This window comes from Bacillus sp. FSL K6-0069, assembly GCF_038007785.1.
Classification (GTDB): domain Bacteria; phylum Bacillota; class Bacilli; order Bacillales; family Bacillaceae_G; genus Bacillus_A; species Bacillus_A mobilis.
This window is the reverse complement of record NZ_JBBOXN010000001.1, coordinates 4,816,383-4,837,493: the sequence shown is the minus strand read 5'-3', so window position 1 is coordinate 4,837,493 and position 21,111 is coordinate 4,816,383. Positions and strand designations below refer to the sequence as shown.

Annotated in this window: 22 protein-coding genes and 1 other annotated feature; of the genes, 10 read left to right on the top strand and 12 right to left on the bottom strand. The window is 35.0% G+C overall.

The window, feature by feature from the left end; all coding sequences use genetic code 11:
- From MHB74_RS25040 to nprB, 3 genes are all read left to right on the top strand, one after another.
- Nucleotides 1-411, top strand: a complete 411-nt coding sequence (locus tag MHB74_RS25040; RefSeq protein WP_061678985.1) for a MarR family winged helix-turn-helix transcriptional regulator — start codon at nucleotides 1-3, stop codon at nucleotides 409-411.
- A gap of 51 nt (nucleotides 412-462) precedes the next feature.
- Nucleotides 463-1,161 (top strand): pirin family protein, encoded by a 699-nt coding sequence (locus MHB74_RS25035; RefSeq protein WP_061678986.1) that lies wholly within the window; start codon nucleotides 463-465, stop codon nucleotides 1,159-1,161.
- Between the two features lie 157 nt (nucleotides 1,162-1,318).
- Nucleotides 1,319-2,968, top strand: a complete 1,650-nt coding sequence (gene nprB, locus MHB74_RS25030) for a neutral protease NprB (RefSeq protein ID WP_061679001.1) — start codon at nucleotides 1,319-1,321, stop codon at nucleotides 2,966-2,968.
- Between the two features lie 42 nt (nucleotides 2,969-3,010).
- Here the strand turns inward: nprB and MHB74_RS25025 are convergent, their stop codons facing one another.
- The 4 genes from MHB74_RS25025 to MHB74_RS25010 all read right to left on the bottom strand — a co-directional run bounded on the left by MHB74_RS25025 (nucleotide 3,011) and on the right by MHB74_RS25010 (nucleotide 8,288).
- Nucleotides 3,011-3,328, bottom strand: a complete 318-nt coding sequence (locus MHB74_RS25025) for a metal-sulfur cluster assembly factor (protein WP_000082521.1) — start codon at nucleotides 3,326-3,328, stop codon at nucleotides 3,011-3,013.
- Between the two features lie 118 nt (nucleotides 3,329-3,446).
- Nucleotides 3,447-5,138, bottom strand: a complete 1,692-nt coding sequence (locus MHB74_RS25020) for a methyl-accepting chemotaxis protein (protein WP_061678987.1) — start codon at nucleotides 5,136-5,138, stop codon at nucleotides 3,447-3,449.
- A 224-nt stretch (nucleotides 5,139-5,362) separates the two neighbouring features.
- Complete coding sequence (locus tag MHB74_RS25015) at nucleotides 5,363-7,057, bottom strand: methyl-accepting chemotaxis protein (RefSeq protein WP_061678988.1); 1,695 nt, start codon at nucleotides 7,055-7,057, stop codon at nucleotides 5,363-5,365.
- A gap of 412 nt (nucleotides 7,058-7,469) precedes the next feature.
- Nucleotides 7,470-8,288, bottom strand: a complete 819-nt coding sequence (locus MHB74_RS25010) for a class I SAM-dependent methyltransferase (RefSeq protein ID WP_061678989.1) — start codon at nucleotides 8,286-8,288, stop codon at nucleotides 7,470-7,472.
- 114 nt (nucleotides 8,289-8,402) lie between these two features.
- Nucleotides 8,403-8,673, top strand: a binding site (T-box leader).
- A gap of 51 nt (nucleotides 8,674-8,724) precedes the next feature.
- Between MHB74_RS25010 and metG the strand changes: the two genes are divergently transcribed.
- On the top strand, nucleotides 8,725-10,359 hold the full coding sequence (gene metG / locus MHB74_RS25005; protein WP_061678990.1) for a methionine--tRNA ligase: 1,635 nt from the start codon (nucleotides 8,725-8,727) through the stop codon (nucleotides 10,357-10,359).
- A 42-nt stretch (nucleotides 10,360-10,401) separates the two neighbouring features.
- Here the strand turns inward: metG and MHB74_RS25000 are convergent, their stop codons facing one another.
- The 6 genes from MHB74_RS25000 to MHB74_RS24975 all read right to left on the bottom strand — a co-directional run bounded on the left by MHB74_RS25000 (nucleotide 10,402) and on the right by MHB74_RS24975 (nucleotide 15,155).
- Nucleotides 10,402-10,656 carry a hypothetical protein gene (locus MHB74_RS25000; protein ID WP_061678991.1) on the bottom strand — a complete coding sequence of 85 codons (255 nt, stop codon included), beginning with the start codon at nucleotides 10,654-10,656 and terminating at the stop codon, nucleotides 10,402-10,404.
- Between the two features lie 72 nt (nucleotides 10,657-10,728).
- Nucleotides 10,729-11,631, bottom strand: coding sequence for an EamA family transporter (locus MHB74_RS24995; RefSeq protein ID WP_061678992.1), 903 nt, complete (start codon nucleotides 11,629-11,631; stop codon nucleotides 10,729-10,731).
- A 139-nt stretch (nucleotides 11,632-11,770) separates the two neighbouring features.
- Nucleotides 11,771-13,213 (bottom strand): sensor histidine kinase, encoded by a 1,443-nt coding sequence (locus tag MHB74_RS24990; RefSeq protein WP_061678993.1) that lies wholly within the window; start codon nucleotides 13,211-13,213, stop codon nucleotides 11,771-11,773.
- Complete coding sequence (locus MHB74_RS24985; RefSeq protein ID WP_002145008.1) at nucleotides 13,191-13,856, bottom strand: response regulator transcription factor; 666 nt, start codon at nucleotides 13,854-13,856, stop codon at nucleotides 13,191-13,193. The genes MHB74_RS24990 and MHB74_RS24985 overlap by 23 nt, the downstream gene beginning before the upstream one ends.
- Before the next feature lie 363 nt (nucleotides 13,857-14,219).
- Entirely contained in the window at nucleotides 14,220-14,681 is a 462-nt protein-coding gene (locus tag MHB74_RS24980; RefSeq protein WP_061678994.1) for a L,D-transpeptidase, read from the bottom strand.
- A 30-nt stretch (nucleotides 14,682-14,711) separates the two neighbouring features.
- Nucleotides 14,712-15,155: a DUF3978 family protein gene (locus tag MHB74_RS24975; RefSeq protein WP_000388764.1), complete on the bottom strand. Its 444-nt coding sequence runs from the start codon at nucleotides 15,153-15,155 to the stop codon at nucleotides 14,712-14,714.
- A 414-nt stretch (nucleotides 15,156-15,569) separates the two neighbouring features.
- On the opposite strand from MHB74_RS24975, the gene MHB74_RS24970 reads away from it, so the two are divergent.
- Nucleotides 15,570-16,184 (top strand): DedA family protein, encoded by a 615-nt coding sequence (locus MHB74_RS24970; RefSeq protein ID WP_061678995.1) that lies wholly within the window; start codon nucleotides 15,570-15,572, stop codon nucleotides 16,182-16,184.
- A 56-nt stretch (nucleotides 16,185-16,240) separates the two neighbouring features.
- Here the strand turns inward: MHB74_RS24970 and MHB74_RS24965 are convergent, their stop codons facing one another.
- Entirely contained in the window at nucleotides 16,241-17,041 is an 801-nt protein-coding gene (locus MHB74_RS24965; protein ID WP_061678996.1) for a hypothetical protein, read from the bottom strand.
- Between the two features lie 164 nt (nucleotides 17,042-17,205).
- Here MHB74_RS24965 and MHB74_RS24960 point away from each other — a divergent pair, with 164 nt between their 5' ends.
- The 4 genes from MHB74_RS24960 (at nucleotide 17,206) to MHB74_RS24945 (ending at nucleotide 19,456) form a co-directional block, all read left to right on the top strand.
- Nucleotides 17,206-17,427, top strand: coding sequence for a helix-turn-helix transcriptional regulator (locus tag MHB74_RS24960; protein WP_000776168.1), 222 nt, complete (start codon nucleotides 17,206-17,208; stop codon nucleotides 17,425-17,427).
- Nucleotides 17,417-18,124, top strand: coding sequence for a DUF3169 family protein (locus MHB74_RS24955; protein ID WP_061679002.1), 708 nt, complete (start codon nucleotides 17,417-17,419; stop codon nucleotides 18,122-18,124). The genes MHB74_RS24960 and MHB74_RS24955 overlap by 11 nt, the downstream gene beginning before the upstream one ends.
- Nucleotides 18,125-18,136: 12 nt before the next feature.
- Nucleotides 18,137-19,219 (top strand): hypothetical protein, encoded by a 1,083-nt coding sequence (locus MHB74_RS24950; protein ID WP_061678997.1) that lies wholly within the window; start codon nucleotides 18,137-18,139, stop codon nucleotides 19,217-19,219.
- 96 nt (nucleotides 19,220-19,315) lie between these two features.
- Nucleotides 19,316-19,456, top strand: a complete 141-nt coding sequence (locus MHB74_RS24945; RefSeq protein ID WP_000404782.1) for a DUF3985 family protein — start codon at nucleotides 19,316-19,318, stop codon at nucleotides 19,454-19,456.
- Between the two features lie 218 nt (nucleotides 19,457-19,674).
- Here MHB74_RS24945 and MHB74_RS24940 read toward each other — a convergent pair whose 3' ends face one another.
- The gene (locus tag MHB74_RS24940) at nucleotides 19,675-20,061 is read right to left on the bottom strand and encodes a DUF3938 domain-containing protein (RefSeq protein WP_001077770.1); all 387 of its coding nucleotides are present in this window, start codon (nucleotides 20,059-20,061) and stop codon (nucleotides 19,675-19,677) included.
- Between the two features lie 462 nt (nucleotides 20,062-20,523).
- On the opposite strand from MHB74_RS24940, the gene MHB74_RS24935 reads away from it, so the two are divergent.
- On the top strand, nucleotides 20,524-21,045 hold the full coding sequence (locus tag MHB74_RS24935) for a GNAT family N-acetyltransferase (protein ID WP_061678998.1): 522 nt from the start codon (nucleotides 20,524-20,526) through the stop codon (nucleotides 21,043-21,045).
- Nucleotides 21,046-21,111 lie beyond the last annotated feature (66 nt).

Below are 21,111 nucleotides of genomic sequence, written 5' to 3'. Positions count from 1 at the left end.
ATGAAAACAGAAGATAGACTCGGATTACTATTATGGTTTCGTTTATCACGTTTTTATAACAAAAGTATTCGTGAGACGAATCAGCATTTGAAAGAATGGAATGTGTCTGCCGCTCAGTTTGATGTACTAGCACAAGTTGGAGGGCATAATCGTCTAACGCAGCAAGAGCTTGGAAATAAACTATTTGTTACGAAGGGAAATATCACGCAGCTTTTAAATAAAATGGAGCAGCTAGAGTGGATTCGTCGTGAGCAAGAAGGTACTACAAAATATATTTCGTTAACAGAAAAGGGAAACGTTTTATATGAAGAAATCGTCCCGCCTCAAGAAACGTTCCAAGCGGAGCAGTTTCAAAATTTAAATGTAGAAGAACAACATCAATTATTACAATTACTAAAAAAATTACAGTGAGAAAAATTTTTATAATAAATCTTGAATTCGAGATAATATGAGGTGAAGGGTATGTTTAGAAAAGTTGATCATAAAAATATGGGAAGAGCAAATCATGGATGGTTAAATACACATTTTCATTTTTCATTTGCGAATTACTATAACCCGAATAACATGAACTTCGGTGCATTGCGTGTAATTAATGATGACCTAGTAGCGGCACAAACTGGTTTTGATATGCATCCGCACCGCGATATGGAAATCATTTCGTACGTTGTAGATGGTGCTTTAACACATGAGGATAGCATGGGGAACCGCGGAACAATTGAGCGAGGACATGTTCAATATATGAGTGCTGGCACAGGTGTATTTCATAGCGAGCATAATTTAGGAAATGAAACACTACGTTTATTACAAATTTGGATTTTACCGGATCGTGCGGATCATAAACCAAACTATGGTGAGTTTACATTTGATTGGAGCAAGCGTGAAAACGAATGGTTCCATATGGTATCTCCAGTAGAAGGAGGGGCACCAATTCAAATTCATCAAGATGCAAATTTATATTCTTTATCGTTAGATGCCGGAAAAGAAATTCATTTCCCTGTGCGAGAAGGTCGTCAATTGTATCTTGTTCAAATTGAAGGAAGTAGTGTAATAAATGGTGAAACGCTTGTTATGCGTGATGCAGCAGAAGCGATAGAAGAAGATATTCATATTGAAGCGAAAGAGCAATCACACTATTTAGCAATCGAGTTGAAAAGACAATAGAATGTTTATGAAAAAGAGGACACCCGATAGGATGTCCTCTTTTTTTGAGTGGAATTGTCAGAAAAAACTTTCTCAATATTTAGAAAAAGGTATTAGCCCGGAAAATAAGAATTGTATAAAAGTGTCAAAAATCTTTATGGGAATGGGGAATGTTATAGTGAAAAAGCAAGTCATTTCATCAGCATTAGCGTTAACTGTTATAGCCGGGGGATTTGGAACATTTGGAGCAACGACAACGAAAGCGGAAGAACAAAAAATTCAATATCATCAAGAGTTTAAAACACCTGCATACATAGGTGAAGAATGGAAAGCACCAGAAGGACTAGATAAAAAAGAAACGGTCTTTCAATATTTAGAGAGTAAGAAAGATATGTTTAAATTAGCAGGGAATATTGATAAACACTTTAATGTCGTTGGGGAAGAAAAAGACGCTGAATCTGGCACAACACACGTGAAGTTAGTTGAGAAGCATAATAACATTCCTGTGTATGGTTCAGATCAAACTGTTACACTTGATAAAGAAAATAATGTAAAAGCATTCTTCGGACAAGTTATTCCGAATTTAGATGATAAAAATATTCCTGCGTTTGCAAATATTAGTGCAGAGCAAGCAGAAACGATTGCAAAGACAGATATTGAGAAAGAAATTGGTAAAGTAAAGAATTATGATGGTGTGAAAAAAGATCTATTTGTGTATGAAAAAGATGGAAACTACTATCTTGCATACTTAGTGAAAGCATCGATTTCAAAACCAGCTCCAGGATATTGGCATTATTTTGTTGATGCAACGAATGGAAATGTGATTGAGAAATATAATGCTGTAGACAACATTACAGGATTTGGCTACGGAGTATTAGGTGGTAGACAATCATTTGAAATTGCTCAAGATACGAAAACAGGAGAATTTAACTTATTTGACGGTAAACGAGGACAAGGTATCCATACATTTGATGCGGAGAATATGGACGAAAACTGGTTTAATTTATTCTCGCAAATTCTTGGATATACAGGAGAAGAAGTGAAGAGTAAATCTAAGTTCTTCGAAGATAAAGCGGCAGTTGATGCGCATGTAAATGCAGGAAAGGTATATGATTACTATAAAAAGACATTTAATCGTAACTCTTTCGATGATCAAGGTGCGAAGCTTATTTCTACTGTTCACGTTGGAGAAAGCTGGAATAACGCAGCTTGGAACGGTGTGCAAATGATGTATGGTGATGGCGATGGTAAAACATTCATTCCATTATCTGCTGGGCTAGATGTTATCGGTCACGAATTAACGCATGCTGTAACTGAACATACAGCAAATCTTGTTTATAAAAATGAGTCAGGTGCGTTAAATGAATCGTTATCTGATATTATGGGTGTCATGGTTGAGAAGAAGAGCTGGGATTTAGGTGCTGACATTTATACACCTGGAAAACCTGGTGATGCACTTCGTTCTCTGAAAGATCCAGCATCTATTCCAAATCCATTAAAACCAGGTGAAGGTTACCCAGATCATTACAATAAACGCTATACTGGAACAGCTGATAATGGCGGCGTTCATATTAACAGTAGTATTAACAATAAAGCTGCATATTTAGTATCTGACGGTGGAGAGCATTACGGCGTGAAAGTAACTGGAGTAGGCCGTGAAGCGACAGAAAAAATTTACTATCGTGCTCTTACGAAATATTTAACTGCAAACTCTGACTTTAAGATGATGCGTCAAGCTGCTCTGCAGTCAGCTGAAGATTTATATGGTAAAAACTCTAAAGCTGTACAAGCTGTTACGAAAGCTTATGATGCAGTAGGCGTAAAATAATAAGAGAAAAAGACCTGACTAGGATGTCAGGTCTTTCTTTATTTAGTCGCGAATACCTAATGCAATTTTCGCCATACGTGACATGCGTTCTTTAGACCAGGGCGGATTCCAAACGACATTTACTTCTATTTCATTGACTTCAGGTACGTTCGTTGATAATACTTTTTTAACGTCTGATACAATTTGCCCAGCCATTGGACAACCGATAGAGGTCATCGTCATTGTAATGACAGCATTATTATTTTCATCTGCTGTAACGTCATAAACTAATCCAAGATTGATAATATCAACACCTAGTTCAGGGTCAATAACAGCTTCTAAGTTTGCATATAACTTTTCTTCAAATGCTTGTTGTGACATGTGTAGCACCCCCTGCATAATTAATGATATCGATTCTCATTATAACGGAAATGTGCATAATGTGCAGGAAATGAGCTCAAAAAAAGATCCCTTTTGCAAGAGGGATCTTTTTTAAAGGCTATTCAGTTTTGAAGTGAGATACGAGTTGATCTAATTCTTCAACTGTTTGTTTCATTTTTCTAGCGGTTTGTGTCATCTCATTCATCGTAATGACTTTTTGCTCAGCAGATTGTGCTGTTGCCGCTGTTTCACTAGATACTTCAGTCGAAATAGAAGCGATGTTATTCAGTGAAGCGTTCATTTCTTCAGCACTTGCAGCCATTTCCTCAGCAGTTGCTGAGATATCTTGCATTTGAGTAGATACTTTATTTACTTGTTCTACAATTGTTGTGAAAGAATTGCCAGCTTCACGAATGACATGAATGCCTTCAAATGCTTCAGAACGACCTTGTGACATCATCGAACTCGCAGTTTCAGTGTCTTGTTGAATTTGATGTAGTAATTGGTTAATATCTGTTGCCGCTGTTTTAGATTGTTCAGCAAGTTTTCGAACTTCGTCAGCTACGACAGCGAAACCTTTTCCTTGTTCGCCAGCACGAGCCGCTTCGATAGATGCATTTAAAGCAAGTAAGTTTGTTTGTTCCGCGATATTAGAAATAGATTGTACAGCTGTATCAATATATTTCGTGTGTGTGATTAGACGTTCGACCACTTCGGACGTAGCATTTACCGCGTCGTGTATCGTTGTCATTTGTGAAACAGATTTTTGAATAACAGTACTTCCATCGTTAGCCTGTTCAGATGTAGATACAGCAAGTTCAGTTACAGATGAAGCAGATTCAGCAATACGCTGAACGCTTACTGCCATATCGTCCATTGCAGTTGAGCTTTCTTCCATACTAGAGGCTTGTGATTGAATATTTGAATTTAGGCTAGACATCGAGTTTTGAACTTTTATTGTTGCCTCGCGTGATATATTCGTCTTTTCTAGCATATTTTCAGAAGCATTTTGTACTTCTACAGATGTTTTTTGAACACGATTGATGATATGTTGTAGATTTTCTAACATTGTATTAAATGATGTTGCGATTGCGCCAATTTCATCATTACTATTTACTTGTAGGCGGGCTGTTAAGTCACCTTCTTGAGATGATAATTCTTTTAGCTTACTATCAATTTGCTGAATTGGTTTAACAAGTTTACCAGAGAACCACCATGCAAGAGTGATAGCTACGATAATACAAATAACAAGTGATAAGAAGATAACATATTCAATTTGTAGCGAAGATTGATCAATTTTTTCGATAGCTTGATCACGTAACTTAGCTTGTTCATTACTGTAATTTGTGAAGTCACCAATTACTTTATAAACAGTACCATTTTCTGCATACGCTACTTGTAGAGCTTCTTCCCACTTTTGTTCTTTTGCAAGAGTGAAAACTTTTTCTTCAATAAATTTTCTCCAAGTCGATCCGGATTCCATTGTATTTTTCACAGATTGAGAAATGTTAGGATTTGAAAGAAGCTGCTCTTTCGTATCTTCAAGAAGTTTACTCATCTCATTAAATTTGTCTAATTCAACTTGGTCACGTTGTAATAAATAACCTCTTAAAGCAGAGAGTTGTACTTGATAAGCATCCCCGCGCTCTTTTAATTGTGTTGCCAGAGGGGAAATTTCTTTTTGTAATGCTTCAGCTTTATGAGATTGGTCAATAGCAAAAAATAAAATAAAAGCTAAGGCGATGCCAAATAAAGCGCAAATCGTTCCCATCATGAACATTAGTTTTTTTCGAATGCTAATAAAATTCATATGATAAAAATCCTCCTTGTGAAATCAAAGTATTAGAATTAATAAATGTAAAAAATTGAAAGAAAGCTTTACTCCGATTGGAATAAAGCTTTCTTCTTTCCTTTAGGAATTATAGCAGACGGAATGAGAGATAGAAAGAGATATTTTAAATTGAAAAAAGAGAGACTGTAGATCCCTCTTTTTAATAACTTGGAGCTTCTGAAAGTATAAATGAAAGTTTCGCTTTAAACGTTTGTTTTGAAATGAGAAACGAGAACTTCAAGTTCTTGTACGGTTGTTTTCATTTCAGACGCTCTTTTAGCAACGACACTCATTTTGTTTACTTGGTCACCAGCTGAGGTTGCCGTTTGTGATGTTTCGGCGGCAACTTCATTTGAAATAGAAGCAATGTTATTTAAAGCTGCATTCATTTCTTCAGAACTTGCGGCCATTTCTTCAGCAGTTGCAGACATTTCTTGCATTTGTGTAGAGACTTTGTTAATGTGGTTAACAATTTCTGAGAATGAAGATCCAGCGGTACGAATGACTGTAATTCCTTCAGAAGCTTCTGACTGACCTTGTGTCATCATTTCATTTGCTATTTTTGTGTCAGCTTGAATTTGATGAAGTAAATGGTTAATGTCAGTTGCTGCTAGCTGAGATTGTTCAGCAAGTTTTCGTACTTCATCGGCAACAACGGCGAATCCTTTTCCATGTTCGCCAGCACGTGCTGCTTCAATTGAAGCATTTAAAGCGAGTAAATTCGTTTGTTCCGCGATATTAGAAATGGATTGAAGTGCAGTATCAATATGATTCGTATGTGTAATGAGTCGTTCTACTACTTGTGATGTAGCGTTAACAGCTTCGTTAATGGTATGCATTTGTGTAATAGATTTCTCAATGACTTGATTCCCACTATCTGCTTTTTCAGCAGTTGTAACAGCTAGGCTAGTAACAGAAGAGGCAGATTCAGCAATACGCTGAACACTCGTTGTCATATCATCCATTGCAGTTGAACTTTCTTCGATACTGGAAACTTGTGAACGAATATTATGCTCAAGAGCGTTCATAGTTTCTTCGGTTTTTGCGGTATTTTCCATAGACGTAGTTGTTTCGATAAATACATTTTCAGACGCTTCTTTGACGCTTGTAGATGATTGTTGCACTTGTTTTATAATACGTTGTAAATTAGCGAGCATTTGATTAAAGGAATTGGCGATATCACCAATTTCATCTTTACTCGTTACGTGCAATCTAGCAGTTAAATCGCCATCTTGAGAAGCTAATTCTTTTAATTTCTCATCAATTTGTCGTATCGGTTTAACAAGTTTACCAGAGAACCACCATGCTAATAAAATAGATGTTAACGTACATGTAATGAGTGAGAAGAAAATAATATATTGAATAAGAGATGAAGAAGACTCTACGTCAGCAATTAATGCGTCACGTTTATCATTTTCTTCATTTGTATATTTAGTAAAGCGGCTTAAAAGGTCGTTTACATAGTCTGTTTGAGCTAAAGCGATTTTGGATGCTTCGTCCCATTTTCCTTCGCGAGCGAGAGGGAGGACTTCATTATCTATAACGCTCCGCCATTTGCCCCCCATTAAAATTGCTTCTTTCATTCCTTCGGGGAGTTTTTTATCACTTGTTACTTTTTCTCTAGTATCAGCTAGTTTTTTTCCTTCTCGGTTGAATTTATCCAGTCCTTTTTGATCATGTGATAGTAAATATTCTTGTAAACCAGCAACTTGTGCTTGGAACCAATCGCCACGCTCTTTTAAAATCGTTGCTCGTTTTGATACATCATTTTTTAATGTTTCGACTTCATTGGCTTGATGCATGGCGAATGAAAGAATAACAATAAGAGCAATGCTAAATAAAGAAGAAATGCTTAAGAGTGTGAAGAGTAGTTTTTTTCGAATACTAACATATTTCATCGTTACCCCTACCTTTAAAAACTATTTATTATAATTTATAAATATTAAGAACGACATTAATAAAAACATTATTATGAAGTTATTAATCTGTTCAATGAAAATTATAGCAGATAATGGAAGAAGACAGATTCATATGAGTAAATGTTCTTAAAATGTATACATTTGTATATCAAAAAATTCATAAATAAAAATGAGAAATGCTATTGTAATTTGAAATAACATCATGTATACTTCTAATTAGTTGATAATGATTATCGCTATCAACTATAAACATTACTCTTCGTTATGTTGGTCATACCCCTTTTTGACGACGTAAGTCAGAGACGAAATGTTGAAATATCTTGTGTCCTATTCTACAGAATTATGGTAATCTCCAACCTCAACTTATATGCGTGAGCATGCAAAAAGGATCCTATCCGTGAAGGGATCCTTTTTTGCATGCTGTCGCAATTAATGTATATAAACTAGGCACACGTTCTTCAATTCCTTCCGGTGCAGTAGAAGGGAAGACCCACTTTTGATGAGGTCCGTGCTCTTCAACTAGTTTTTCAATTTTAAAATGTTCTTCCGCAAGTGTTGTAATAATTTCCCCTAGCGTCCAGCGACGGATGAGTGTTTTAGGTAATGATTCTTTCTGCGCTTCTGTAAGAAGGATGCTATAAGCAACATCATCTTCAATTAATTCTTCATCGAAATAATTTCCATTAGCCCGGAATGATGGGTGGTCTGCTCCTAATAATTTCGTGTAAACAGGATGATAGTCACGAAGGATAAGTATGCCATCTCCTTTAAGCAAGGTAGCAATTTTTTGAAAGAGCGGTTTTAAATCTAAGAAGTAGTGGAGTACACCAAGTTCCAGCAATACGATATCAAATGATTCGGAGAGCTGCACATGTAATACATCAGAAACGACATACTGGATAGAGACACCTGCTGCTTCAGCAAGTTCATTTGCATATTTTGCATTACTTGCTGAAATATCAACAACTGTTACGTTAGCTCCTAAAAGAGCGAGAGCAACGGCTTTATTTCCTTTTGACCCGAGTAAATTAATAATACGTTTTCCTTTTGGAGATTGTATGTAAGGTAAATAGTGATCTACCTCGCGCTCCGGATCTGCTATAAGCTTTTTCGCATAATCGGCTGGCGCCCCGTGGCGGTTCGTCCAAGCTTCATAAGCAGCTGCATTCCAGCTTTTTTCATTACGTATGCTTAGTTGATTTTGATTCAATCGTATCACTCCTTTTGTGAACGTATAGTTATTCTATGAGAGGATAGGATTTCCTTTTCTTTCTGAATAAAAGTTTGATTTTTCTGCAAGTAAGTCGTAAAATACGTGTTATATATAAAAGCGTTGAAAAGGAAAAGTAGAATGAAATCATTCTGTCCAGAGAGCTTCGGTAGCTGAGAAGAAGCAAGAATATTCATTTGAACAATGGCCTTTGAGCTTCGTCCTGAACTTATCAAATGATAATAGTAGGCGGCGACGAGAGTTGGTACTCGTTATCAAAACCACAGTATAAGAGCATATAGCTCCGTACTTGTTAAGGCTAATTATGTGAGTAATTGGCGAAATAAGGTGGTACCGCGACTGTTTATACAGCCCCGCCCTTATCTTTTTTAAGATAAGGGCGGGGCTTTTTTATATTTAAAAGGAGGAATGTAAGATGAGTATTTTTATTGGAGGCGCTTGGCCGTATGCAAATGGTTCGTTACATCTTGGACATATTGCGAGTTTGTTACCTGGAGATATATTAGCGCGTTATTACCGGGCAAAGGGTGAGAATGTGTTGTATGTTTCGGGGAGTGATTGTAATGGAACACCAATTGCGATTAGGGCAAAACAAGAAGGTGTGACGGCGAAGGAAATTGCTGATAAGTATCATGAAGAATTCGATCGATGTTTTCGTAGCCTCGGTTTTACTTATGATTGCTATACACGTACAGATAGTGAGCACCATCATGAAACGGTTCAAAATGTTTTTTTACGTTTATTAAAAGAAGGCTATATTTATAAAAAAACAGTGGAACAAGCGTATTGTGAAACGTGTACGCAGTTTTTACCTGATCGTTATGTAGAAGGCGTTTGTCCACATTGCCATGAAGCAGCAAGAGGAGATCAATGCGATGCGTGTTCAGCTATTTTAGATCCACTCGATTTGTTAGAAAAGAAATGTAAGTTATGTGGCGGTACACCGTCTGTGCAGGAAACGGAGCATTTCTATTTCGCATTGCATACATTTCAGGAGCAAATCAAAACGGCTGTAGAAACTGCAAAACAAACAGGAGCATGGCGCGACAATGCGATTCAATTAACAGAGAGATATGTTAAGGAAGGGTTATTAGATAGGGCTGTATCACGTGATTTACCAATTGGAGTATCAATTCCAGTAGAAGGGTATGCAGATAAGAAAATTTACGTATGGATTGAAGCAGTGACAGGATATTATTCGGCGAGTAAACATTGGGCTAAAGAAGCAGGGAAAGATGATCAAGAGTTTTGGGATAAAGAAGCGAAAACATATTATGTGCACGGTAAGGATAATATTCCGTTTCATTCCATCATTTGGCCAGCGGTATTGCTTGGAATAGGAGAAGGAGCTACCCCTCGTCATATCGTTTCGAATGAATATTTAACAGTTGAAAAAAGAAAGTTATCTACAAGTAAAAACTGGGCAGTATGGGTGCCTGACATATTAGAACACTACAATCCGGATTCTATTCGTTACTTTTTAACAGTCAATGCACCAGAAAATCGTGATACTGATTTTTCGTGGCGTGAATTCATTTACAGTCATAATAGTGAATTGCTAGGTGCATATGGGAACTTTGTGAACCGGACATTAAAGTTTATTGAAAAGTATTATGGTGGCATTGTACCGAAGGGAAGTATTGATGTAGAACTGAAAGATAAAGTAGAAGGATTATATAAAAATATTGGAGAGGCCATTGAGCAAACTACATTTAAGGTGGCGCTAGAAACAATATTTGAGGCAGTACGTTTTGCAAATAAATACTTTGATGAGAGGCAGCCGTGGAAACAACGAGAAGATGATCCAGTTGCATGCGAAGAAACGATTTATAATTGTGTGTATCTTATCGCTAATTTTGCAAATCTCCTTGAACCATTTTTACCATTTTTAAGTGAAAGAGTTAGAAATACATTATCGATTGTGAAACGAAATTGGGAGCCTCAAAACACGTTGCCGAATAGAATTGATAATGTGCAGCCGCTATTTGAACGAATTGATGTAAAACAAATTGAGCATGAGGTAGAGAAGCTGTATGGAGCGGTAAAGTAAGATAGAGAAAAAGACCTTTCAAATACATGAAAGGTCTTTTGGTTATACAGTAGGATTCTCTTTCTTATCCTTTAAGAAGAAAAGTACAGCAAGGATTACGAGAATAATAGCTGCAATATCATATGTTATTTTGAATGTAGTATTAAAGTTTAAGTACTCTACTAAAGGGGTTTTGACTGCCCCAGCATATATGCAAATGGGAATGAGGAGCAAATCGTAAAATTTCTTCTCTTTCATATATCTTATTAAGAAGAAGATACACATAATGGAAAAAAAGGCTACGCTTAAAATAGTCATTTATACCTCCAAATAGATTTGAAATTATACTACATTGTAACTATATTTACATTTATATACAAAATATTATTTTCATGCGCTATGCACGCTACTATGTTTCTTTGCTTTCCTAGCTGTAAGTAGCTGAGGAGTAAAAATTCCAAGTAGTATAAAGAGTATCCCAATCCACTGCATGAAGGTTACGACTTCATGTACAAGTGTAATAGAAGCGATAATAGCCGTTGGTAATTCAGCTGCTCCTAGTATTGTACTAAGTCCTGTTCCTACTTTCGGTACACCAATTGAAAAACAGATGACAGGTACGACAACGCCGAACAATCCGAGGAAGAAAGCGTATTTCCAAAGACCTGCTTGCAGGGCACCGTCTGTTAAAAAGGTTGGCGGGAAGAATAGGCATACGATAAGAGTAGCGCTTGTTGTCATAAGAAAACTTTTCGTATAAGGCGGAACTTCTGTAGCAACACGCCCGCTTGCAAACACATAGAACGAAAAAGAGACAGCGGCTAATAAACCAAAGATAATACCTTTTGTGGAAAAGCTTTGTCCGAGTCCTTCAAAGACACCGCCTGCAAACAATGTGCCAGTAAATAAAATAATGATAGATATAACTTTCTCACGGCTTGGAAATGTTCGATTTGCAATAGCTTCAATGACTACACCAATCCATGTGAACTGGAAAAGTAGGACAACAGCGATAGATGCTGGTAGTTCTTCTACAGAGATAGCGTAGAAGATACCAGTCATACTCATTGTTGTGCCAACTGTTAGTAAGGAAAAGAATTGCTTTTTTGTTACTTTATGACGTGAAGTGAAAAGAACGAGCAGAAGAAGCCCGATCCATCCGAAGACATATTGTCCCCCTAATAGTTGATGTGCTGAAAATCCATCAATGAATCCGAGTTTAAAAATAGTTGAAAGTACACCGTAGCTACAAGCTCCGAATAAAACGAGTAATGAATACTTAAATTTTTCCATGAAAATCCTCCTTTTACATAATAAAAAACGCCCGCTATCCAAATAAGGATAACGGGCGAACGAAACAGAGTAAGATACTCTACAAAATTCCGCCACTCATACGAAGTATGAATTTGGGGTATGAAATTGTAGTAGGTTTTTACATTGCTTTTGGGAATACAATAGAACATTTTACACCTTGGGCTGTGTTTTGTATCCCATAAGGAAACTGATGTTTATCTAGTATTTGTTTTACAATATATAGCCCAAGGCCACTACCTTGTACTAATCCATGTTTGCCAGGGTTTGCGCGATAGAACGGCTCAAATAAATGGGCAAGTTTATCCTCATCGATTTGTGAACCTGTATTTAATACTTCTAATGCGTAACCGTTTGGCTTTTCATAAAGCTTTATATAGACATGCTGATGGTCAATTGTGTAATGAATTGCATTTGAAATAATATTAAAAATAGCAGTTTGAATAAATTTAGGATCAGCTAAAATTTGTACGTCTTGCTTAATGTTAGATTGAACATTTAATTGCTTTACAGATACAAAGTAATCTACTTTTTTCATAACATCCTCAATAATAGTAGTTAATGAAATAACTTCTAAATTCGGTTTAAATTGAGGGTTTTGTATTTTGGATAATTCTGACATCTTTTCCGTTAATATGTTGATATCTTGCATCATCTCATAGGAGCGTTTTAAATATTTATCTCTATCTTTATAAGCACCAATTCCGTGAATCATGCCATCAAGTTGTCCCATAACTGCCGCAATTGGTGTTTTTAATTCATGGGATACCATAGACATAAATTCTTTACGAGATTGTTCTAACTGTTGTTCCTTTTTGAGCTCACTTTTTAAATCTTGATTGCTTGCATGTAAATTCTTCACAATATTTGGGACCTGTGAAGCAGCTACTTGTAAATCAAAATCTGTTTGATCTGTATTTGTGTTAAGTGCTTTTTTATCTGAGAAATCAATATTCATAATATCTTTTAAAGCATCGCTCATATATTGAAAAGGTTTGGCAATTAGTTTTGTATAAATTAAGGATCCAAGTAAAGATAATGCAAGCATTGTCGCGCCAATATGTGGAGCTAATTGCTGCAGTGCATCTGCTAATTTTGGATAATCTTGTGCATCATTTGTTTTACTTGCTGCATTTTGTTTCTGTAAGGCATCATTAGTAGTGACTTGCTTTTCTGTTTCTATAGGTGGAGCAGAAGTACTATTTTTTTTCGAAATATTTTGAGTATGTTCTTTTGCTTTTGCAGTTTGGCTAGGCTGCAAAAGGTGATTTATGGCTGTAGAGAGTGCTTTATAATCTATAATAGAAGATTGAAAGTTAGAAACTATACCCTCTGAAACAGCCTTACTTTGATTCATTTTACTTTGGTCGTTTTGTTTGTCTGAATCCGCTTGTTCTGTCGTCAGCGCCCCATTTTCTTTCGCAAAACGTTCTTTATCGTAGTTTGAAGCTAGAAAGTAAATAATTTGATAAAGACAAAGTGATAAAAGAATACAAAATAATAAGGTTTTGATGAAAATATTTTTGGTGATGTTGTCGGTGCTACGATTCGATTTTGTAGCCAATGCCTTTCACCGTTTTAATATAAGGAATCCCTAATTTTTTTCTTAAGTTTTTAATATGTGTATCTATAACTCTTACATCACCATAATGTTCATAGCCCCATACCTTATTCAGCAAATCACTTCTTGATAATACTTTTCCCCGATTTTGCAGTAAAGTATAAATAATTTCAAATTCCTTTGTTGTCAATTCAATTTGATTACCATGAACATAAGCGGCATATGCTGTAGAATTTAACATCAATTCATGGAATTGTAGTATAGTTGCAGTTTCTGCTTCCTTCGTTGCTGCCCTTCTTAATACAGCTTCTACACGTTTAATAAATACGGTGTAATGGAACGGTTTTGTAATATAGTCATCAATACCTAATTCAAATCCTTTAATTTCACTTTCTTCATTATGTAAGCCTGTTAACATAATGATCGGTACATCAGATTGTCCTCGCATAATTTTACAAATACTATAGCCATCTATATCTGGTAACATCACATCAAGGAGGACAAGATCGTATGAATTTTTTTGGAAAAGAAGTATACCTTCTGTTCCAGCGCCAACGACATCAACGGTAAAGTTTTGTGCCATTAGAAATTCACGAATTAGTTCTTGTATATCTGGGTTGTCTTCAATCACCAGTATATGCGTCATAGTAACACCTCCTAAATAACGCTTTTTACTGCAATATTCGAATTCATCATTTTTGAATGACTCAGATTGTTTATACATATAATAAGCCCCCGCTATAAAATAATCATGAAAGCAGCAAGGGGAGTTGTTTAGCGAAACTGAATATTTCAGAATTACAGTAGTTCTATTATAGTATGTATTGTAGAATTTATAAAATATTATAACTGTATAATTTTAATATCCATGTTTATCAATGTTTTAATGTCAGTTGACACAATCTATTTTCATTATATATGTAAATACAGTTGTTTTGCTACTGTAAATGAAGAAATAAAATAAGCCAAGACATAAAATTCTTGGCTACACGTAAATCGTGTTCTTAGGTTATTTTACAGTGACAGTAGCCTGCTGGGGAATACGCTCAAATAACCAGTGTATATCATTGTTATACATACGAATACAACCTAGTGTTGTCCATTTGCCGATTGCCTGATTATTGTTCGTACCATGAATCGCATAAGTTGTTCCGTAAGTTCCAGCCATATTTAATCCTAGCCAACGATCACCAAGGGGATTACGTGGGTCGCCGCCTTTAATTTTTCCTGTATAGTAAGGACGGTTTTTAATTTTATTAACGATTTGAAAAGTACCTTTAGGTGTAGGTGTACCTGCTTTTCCAGTAGCGACAGTAAAACTCTTTATAAATTGTCCGTTTTGATAATAATCCATTTTATTTAACTGCGTGTTTACAATCAGTTGATCATTCGTTGTAGCTGCCTCAGCATTTGTGAATGGAATAGTTAAAAATCCTAATGATAATAGTGCGCTTAATAATAGTTTTTTCATTATATTCTCCTTTTTACTATTGTAATAGTCTTACATACAATGAATTTGTAATCCGCGTAATACTTTATTTACATTTTCATCTAATGTTTCAAAGAAGGTAGTAATCTTTGGATTTTGTTTGTTGTTTTTATCAATAAGTAATCTTTCATTTAGTAAAAGTTCACCATGTAGTCCAAAACTTTGAACTTGAATATTTAGTTCATCTTCAGTTTCAGAAATAATTGGTAAAAAGTAGTGGAAAGCTTTCGTTGGGATGATGTAACTTTTGCCAATCATGCTTTCTTGATTTGAATTAATCCATTTTTTCGTAACGATCTTAATGTTCTTTTTTGAAACGATAAAAGACAGTGTTGTAGATTTTGTTAAACTTACGTCAAATTCACTTGTTTCACACATGTGTAAATTAAAAACGGTTTCATTTTGATGAGATTCAACATTTGTATTAATAAAATCGTGCATTTTATAAGCTTCCATTTCTTATTCACCCTTTTTTCAATTTCGAAAAACGACTTATATTTATTCAATTTAATGATTAGTCATATATTGGTTAAATTTTTCAACAAATTCCGATATAATCTTACAATACGTATATGAAGCTAATATGAAGTTCGTATGAGTTTGTGGTGGTTTTTTATTGAGAACAAAATGTGGTGATTTTTAGGTGTTAAAAACTGGATGAAAAATGTATATTAATTCCTTTGATTCGTACGATATATAGCTGTTAGTTCATTTTAAAATGATAATGGATAGCATCAAATAAAGAACGGAAATCTTTAGTGTGAGCCTTACAAAAATGTAATAAAAATGTAAGCTATTGTGATAGTTATTTCGACAATTTTTTTATACAATAATAGTAAGAAGTTGTACGTGATTGGAAGGAGAGATGACATGGAATGGGTTCATGAATTATTTCAGCAGTACGGGTACTATGTTGTACTTGTTGGTTTGCTGTTAGAATATATTGCACTTCCGTTTCCGGGAGAGCCAACGTTAGCATATGCGGGATTTTTAGCACAGAAGGGCGATTTAAGTTTACCGATTTTAATTATCCTATCTTTTATTGGGACAAGTGTAGGAATGACAATTCAATACTTTTTAGGAAATAAACTAGGTATGCCCTTTATTCAAAAGTATGGGAAATACGTATTTTTAACACAAAGAAAAATCGACTTAACAAGAATGTGGTTTGATAAGTATGGATACTTCCTGATTTTTATCGGTTTCTTTATTCCTGGTGTCCGTCATTTTACAGGGTATTTTGCAGGAATTATTAACTTACCATTCCGTCGTTTTGCCATTACAATTTACTCAGGTGCTCTATTTTGGGTATCGTTCTTCTTAATCGGTGGTTACTGGTTAGGTGGCAACTTACATGATATTTTTGGAGCGTTAGAAGGTCACATCGGTAAAATCATTTTTGGAGTGATTGTGATTGTAGCAATTACGTTAGGAGTTCGTTTCCGCAAACAGTTAAAACGAGTATTTTTACAAAACGCAAGTTAATATGAAATCCATTCTATGTCAAAATTTAGGAAAGCAGTGCAGACACACTGCCTTTTTTATTTTATGTTCCAATTTATTTTTAATTTTCCTTTTAACTGGTTTCCGCTAACTATAATGTAATAAGTTCCGGTCTTAATTGCTGGGAAATGGTACGTATCAGGGCCGACTGAAGCTAAATAATTTTCTTCGTCTTGAAATTCACTAGCCATTTTGATGTCCCCTATGTCCCCCATGTAGCCATTTGGATTTTCAGCTCGTGATTCAATCGTGAATTCTAATATGTCCCCTCGTTTTAGTTCAATGGGGACTTTATGTTTACCACTAAAATGTTGAAAAGATGCCTCGAAAGAGTTATCTGTTTTTGTTTCGACCCATTGTTCTTTTGATGTTCCAAACTTTTCTATATCTATTAAGTTGATTGTGATAAATATAATAAGCATAATGCCTGGCACGACATATTGTATCCACTTAAATTTTGTTGCTATAACTGTATATAAATAGAAAAAAAGAGAACATATTGCTCCAATTGATCCGAGAAATAAGAACTGTATTAGACTAGCTTCTTTAAATATTAGGAATGGAAGAGAAAATAAATAGCCGCAAAAAATATAAAGGCACAATGTCTTCAGTCTTGTATGTGTTTTTAATTTTAATTTATCGATGCAAATAGAACAAAAAATTGCATATGCCGCAAGAATAGGAACGAAGGGAACATATAGTAGTTCTCGTAATCCAGCTAAGAAACTATATAATGTTTGTTGACTAGTTGTTAAGAGAAGCGTGCTAATAAGTAATAATAACAAGAAAGCTGCTGTAAGCTTGGTAAGAATGTAAGAAAAGGTAGATGTTTTCTTCATATGGAATCTCCTTTGTTTAATATTTCACATTCATTATATAAGTTATTTTCATCATAATAAATCTTTATTTTTGTCAATTATTATAGTCGTAATGACAATTATAATTGACAAAAATAAGGATATTATTTACAATTTTAATTAAATAAATGAAAAAGAGGGAAGACATGAAGCTTCAAAATCGAGTGAGGGAATTGCGAGCAAAGCATCGTTTATCACAAGGGGATTTAGGGAAAGCGATTGGATCATCACGGCAAACGATTAGTTTAATTGAGCGCGGGGATTATGCACCATCTATCGTATTGTCGTTAAAAATCGCACAAATTTTCAATGTACCGGTGGAGGAAATATTTACGTTAGTGGAGGGGGAAGAGGATGATGAAGAGTAAACTAGGGGAACAATTTTTTAGTTTTTGCAAACTCATATTAAGTATGATAGGTGGCTTTTTTGCATCGTATATAGCTCTAGATATGCTTTCGGATGAACCGAGAAAATTATCACCCAATATATTAATAGGTGTATGTACTATTTTTGGAATGATAATGATGTACTACACTTGGAAGAATACACGTATGTTAGCGGAGGCACGCGATGAAGAAGAGAGTGTACAAGGCAGAAAATTAGGCATTATAAGTATGTATTTACGTATAGGTGATATAGTTACACTGGCATGGTTTGTATATGCAGTTATTGCATGTAGACGTGCACTGTTGCAGGATACAAATGTGTCATTTGCGGTGTGGAATTTAGTAGCTTCTATTGCCTGTTTAACTATCGTAGTGATTATCGGGATCATAACAAAAAATCGTTATAATAAGCTATATCCTGAACAAGGTGTAATTTACCTGGAATCGATGAAAATGTGGACGAAAAACGCAGATGAAGGATTAAAGCATATTGTGCATGAAGCTGGATATAAAGCGTATGAATTTACGAATACAATATTGGCATATGTATGGTGGATTGCTGTTATATATACAGCAGTTAGTGATATCAATTTCGTGTTGCTTGGTTTAATCTCGTTTATTTGGATATTACATATCGGAAAATTCATGTACGAGATGCATAGAAAAATGATTTATTAAGGGGAGAAAAAGATGGATATTTTAAGAAGGCCAGCTGGCTCAATGACAGTGGCGCTAATTCTGTCCATTTTATACGGAGTAATCCGAACTGGGAAATTAGAAGTAATTTTGAACCTATGGGCAATAGTTGGAATTGCATTGTTAGTGTTAGCCATTCATGAGCTAGGACATGTAGTATTTGGTGTAATAGGTGGTTTGACATTTAAATTTATGACAGTAGGACCCATTACTATTCAAAAAGAAAAAGGAAAATTACGCATTCGAGAAAATAAATTATGGGCGTACTTTGGAGGCGTTGCAACACTAGTACCACCTTCTATAGAGACACCGAATCTTTCGAAAAAATGGGCTTGGCTCACTTTAGGTGGACCGATTACGAGTTTACTATTTGGTATTACTTCCGGTTACATATACATGGTAAGTTATTATCAATATCTTTTATATTTTTCCTTTTTCCATTTTGCAATCTTTGCGGTTACAATTGTGCCGATAAAAGGAACGCTTATGAGTGATGGGATGCAATTTCTTATTTTAATTAAAGATGATGAAAGAGCTAGAAATCATTTATATGAGATTCAAATATCGAGTGAGTTATTTAGTTATAAAAGACCGAAAGATTGGGATGAAAGATTAGTAGAACTTAGTGAGGAAAAAATAAAAGAGAATAAAGGGATAAGAGAGATAATGAGTAGACTTATGCTTGTCTTTTTTGCTCGTGCAGATCAAGAGGGAATGGAAAGAGCGATACCACATATAGAACGAATTGTTCAACTACCTGTAACGAAAGAAAATAAGTTTTTCGTTAGTAGTTTTCATAGTTGGTACCTTTTATATAAAGCCCTTTATGAGATGGATAGTCTTTCTTTGCAAGAAGCAAAGGAGCATGCAAAGGCCATTACAAAAATGGATCTAAACGGATATTACCGTACACAAGGGATTATTAAATATTTAGAGGGCAATATGGAAGCGTCCCGTACTTATATGAAGAAAGCTGATAAAGAATTGCAGAATGCTGAAAAGAATGAAATGGGATATTTACAATTAGAGAGAGAATGGTTTGAGCAGCTGAAAGAGAGGGTATCTTACGATGGGTGAGATATCCTCTCTTTTCTATGTCGCCTTATGCCGTTCCATAAAAAGTCTGAGGCGAGTAAAATAAGATAAGAAGAGCAAAGCTTGGAGGAATTCTAGATGGAAATTTTAACGATTATTTTAATAGTCTTGCTTATTTATGCTGTTTTTAAAGTAGCATATGTAGCATTAAAGATACTCGCGATCCTATTAATTATCTTTTTAATCGTAGAGTTCGGCAGTAAGTTGCTTGGGGGATAGGGTATGTTGTGCGTTTTTGGATGTCGAATCGTCGATATAATGAAAAAATCGTTGATATAAGTGGAGAAATCGCCGATATATGTGAAAAATCGTTGATATATTCTGGTGAGTACCAGATGGGGTATGTGGAAAAGAAGTTGCCGTGAGGGTAGCTTCTTTTTATTGTGGTGACGGAGTATGCAAAATAACATAAAAAAGCTGGAAGAATATCTTCCAGCTTACGAGTTACTTTCAATTTGGCGACCGTTTTCTTCTTCATTGTCTTGTAGTAGGTTGAATACGTCTGCTAGGCAGAATGCAATGAACCAAGTCCATAGACCGTGGAAGAAAGCTGAGCTTAATTGAAGTGGTAATGTATAGTTAGTCATTGAGTAGGAAATACATCCGCCAACGATTCCGATCATTGTTAATAACATTGTTTTTTGCGCATTTTCTTCTGGGTTGAAGAGGAAGAAAATATATCCGCCTAAAATTGAAGCGCTTACAAGTGTTTCGATTCCATTAAAAATGATATTCTCTCCAAGCTGAGTGTTTGTCCAGAAGCAGATTGTTCCGCCGATAATAGCAAACAGGACAGCTATTGTATATCTGATATATTGATTCATATGTTCATCTCCCTATGTAATAAGATGATTTGGAAGTCAAAAAGGTAGGTATAGTATATTGAAGTGAATTTTAGTTGTACGTATCTTTTTTTATAAAAAGATCATGGAAGAATAACTAAGATGATCGGTTTTTTAAACCGTTACGTGTATGGTGTTTGAAATATACCCGACTGCTCGTTTCTTTTTGCTTGTAAAATAAGAGAAACTTCCAAGTCTATATACTCTTTTTTTGTGAGTCTGCTTTCATTATAACACATTTTGGGTCACAATAATAGAATTATCTGATTTTGTAATAAGTGTAATAAAATAAAAAGCGCAAGGAAGTACCATTAACAATGCCGTTTAGTGGAAGAAGGATTTTAATTTATTATGATCAAATATGTAATTAAGGTGGGATATAAGAAGGAGATTTACATACTATAAAAATGTTTTGTAGTATGAATGAAAAGGAGGAGAGCTAACTTGGAGATCACAACAGAAAGATTAATAATTAGACCTTTTAAGAGTACTGATTTAAAGGATGTATTTGCTATTTATAATAATGATGATACATGTAAGTTCCTATTATATAATAAGTGGACTCATGAAGACATGCAGAAAAGATTTAATACGAAGCTAGCAAACAATGTACTTACTAAAGATTCAATATTAAGTTTGGCAGTTATATACAAGACTAAAGTAGTTGGTGATTTATCCGTATGGTACACAAATATGAAAGATACTGTTGAGATTGGTTATAGTTTTTCAAATGAAGTAGCTGGGAGAGGTTTGGCAACAGAAGCAGTAAGTAGTTTGGTATTTAAATTATTTAATGAATGTAATGTACATCGTATACAAGCTAATCTTGATGCACGTAATACAGCTTCAAAAAAATTGTGTGAACGCATAGGCATGAGAAAGGAAGCCCATTTCATACAAGATTTTTGGAATAAAAATGAATGGACAGATAGTTTTGTATATGGAATGCTATCCTCCGATTTGTAGTAATAAACTTTGTGATTTTATTATGCTAAAGGGTGCGTTAGTTGAATAACAAAGGGCATAACATAT